Source organism: Micromonospora sp. NPDC049799, assembly GCF_040656655.1.
In the GTDB taxonomy this organism is placed as follows: Bacteria; Actinomycetota; Actinomycetes; order Mycobacteriales; family Micromonosporaceae; genus Micromonospora.
Map to the genome: position 1 here is coordinate 1 of NZ_JBFAMU010000622.1, position 2609 is coordinate 2609.

General features: G+C 76.1%; 2 protein-coding genes. Both read right to left on the reverse strand.

Annotation, left to right across the window (positions count from 1 at the left end; all coding sequences use genetic code 11):
* On the reverse strand, positions 1 to 1574 hold a 1574-nt coding region (locus tag AB0I76_RS27340; protein ID WP_357041236.1), incomplete at its 3' end, for a beta-ketoacyl synthase N-terminal-like domain-containing protein.
* A gap of 49 nt (positions 1575 to 1623) precedes the next feature.
* On the reverse strand, positions 1624 to 2609 hold a 986-nt coding region (locus AB0I76_RS27345), incomplete at its 5' end, for a beta-ketoacyl reductase (RefSeq protein WP_357041240.1).

The window sequence follows — 2609 nt, forward strand, 5'->3', positions numbered from 1 at the left end:
GCGGCCGGGTCGGCGGCGGCGATCCAGGCGGCCACCGGCAGGCGACTACGCCCCGCGGTGGCGGTGGCGGCGAACGCCGGGTAGTCCGCGAGCGACAGTCGCCGGACCCGCCCGGCGTACGCGGCGGCCAGCTCCCGCAGCGCCTCCGACGTCCGGGCGGAGACCACGAAGCCGACCACCGGAGCACTCGGCGTGGCGGGTCTCCCGGTCAGCTCGTCCGGCGTCACCGCGCCGAGGATCAGGTGGGCGTTGGTGCCGCTCATCCCGAACGAGCTGACCCCGGCCAGCCGGCCGGCCCCGTCGGCCCAGTCGATCAGCCGGTCGGGCACCACGATCCCGGTGCCCCCGAGGTCGATCCGCGGGTTGAGGGTACGCAGGTGCACCACCGGCGGCACCTGCCGCCGCTGGACGCAGAGCACCGCCTTGACCAGGCCGGCCACCCCGGCCGCGGCCTCCAGGTGCCCGAGGTTGGTCTTGACCGAGCCGACCGCGAGGGGCGCGCCCCCGTTACGCCGGCCGAGAACGGTGGCCAGCGCCTCCATCTCGATCGGGTCTCCGAGCGCGGTACCGGTGCCGTGCGCCTCCACGTAGCCGACGTCGGCGGGGCCGGCGTCGGCTCCGGCCAGGGCAGCCTCGATGAGGGCCACCTGGGAGAGCACGTTCGGTGCGGTGAATCCGCTGGACCGGCCGTCCTGGTTGACCGCCGTACCCCGGATCACCGCGTGGATCCGGTCGCCGTCGCGGACCGCGCGGGCGAGTGGCTTGAGCACGAGCGCGCCGGCGCCCTCGCCCCGGGTGAAGCCGTTGGCCCGGGCGTCGAACGCCTTGCACAGCCCGTCCGGGGCCAGCGACCGGGTCTGCACGACCAGTCGGGTCGAGCGGGGCGACAGGATCAGGTTCACCCCGGCGGCGATGGCGGTCTCGCACTCGCCGCGACGCAGCGCCTGGACGGCGAGGTGCACGGCGACCAGCGAGGACGAGCACGCCGTGTCGACCGCCATGGCCGGCCCGGTCAGCCCCAGGCTGTACGCGAGCCGGCCGGCCGCGAAGCAGTGCCCGTTGCCGGTGGCCCAGTAGGCGTCCGGCTCTCCCGGGAGCCAGTCCCGGTAGTCCTGGCCGGTGATGCCGACGTACAGCCCGGTGGGGCGGCCGGCGAGGTGGTCGGCCGGGACGGCGGCGTTCTCCAGCGCCTCCCAGGCGACCTCGAGCAGGAGCCGGTGCTGCGGGTCGAGGGCGCGGGCCTCCCGAGGGCTGATGCCGAAGAAGTCGGCGTCGAAGTCGAGCACCTCGTCGAGGAAGCCGCCGCGCTGCGGCAGCTCCGCCCACTCGGCGGCGAACGGGCCCTGCCGGGACACCGGCATCGGCCCGACCAGGTCCCGGCCGGCCGCCAGCGCCTCCCAGTACGCCTCGGTGTCGTCGATCCCGCCGGGCAGCCGCAAGCCGATACCGACGATGGCGACGGGCTGGTCGCCGCCCTGGTCGTCCAGCTTGCGGCGCAGCGTCCGGATGGTGGCCAGGGCCCGCTTGAGCTGGGCGTCCTGCCGCTTGGCGGCGGCGTTGTCGGTGTCGTCCATGACCTCGGTTCCTCGGGGCGGATGCGGTCGGGCGGGCATTGAGGCGAGGTCAGCCGGTCGCCACGGGCCGGTCGATGTCCGCCCCGTCCGGCACGGCCGGTTCGGCGGCGGACGACTCGGCGGTGCGGGCCAGTTGCGCGCAAAGCGCGCCGGCCAGGGCACGGGCGCTGCCGTACGTCCACAGCAGGGTGGGCGACAGCCGCAGCCCGAACGCCTCTTCCAGCCGGTTGCGCAGCTCCAGGCCCATCAGCGAGTCGAGGCCGAGGTCCTTGAACGGGGTCTCCCGGTCGACCCGGTCGGCCTCCAGCCGGAGCACCCGGCCGGCCAGCTCGCGCACCTTCGCCTCGGCCAGGACGGCCTGCTCGGCGGCCGGTACCTGCAGCAGGGTGCCCCGGAAGCCGTGCGACGCGTGGGCGGCGTCGCCGTCCCGGGCCGCCGAGCGCAGCCACTGCCAGCTCGGCAGCCCGGCGGTGTCCGGGTACGCGTCGAACCAGCGCCGCAGGTTCAGCGGCACGTACCCGACCACCGGCTCATCGCGGCCGAGCATCCGCAGCAGCGCCGGCCACGCCTCGGAGGTGGAGAAGCTCTCCATGCCCCGCTCGGCCAGCCGGGCGCCCCGGTTCTCGTCGGCGGCGGCCAGCCCGACGTCACCGAACGGGCCCCACTGCACGCTGAGCGCGGGCCGTCCGGCGCGCCGGCGGGCCTCGGCGAAAGCGTCCAGCCAGGAGTTCGCCGCCCCGTACGCCGCCTGGCCGGCATTGCCGATCAACGCGGCGGCCGAGGAGAAGAGGACGAACAGGTCCAGCGGGTCGTCGACGGTGACCGCCGCCAGGGCGAGCGCGCCGTCCACCTTGGGCGCCAGCACCCGGGCCACCTGCTCGGCGGTGAGGGTGCCGACGGTGGCGTCGTCGAGCAGGCCGGCGGCGTGGAACACCCCGCGCACCCGCGGCAGCGCGGCGCGCGACCCGTCCAGCGCCCGGCGCAGCGCGGCCTCGTCGGCGACGTCGCAGCGGAGCACCTCGACGGCGGCGGTGC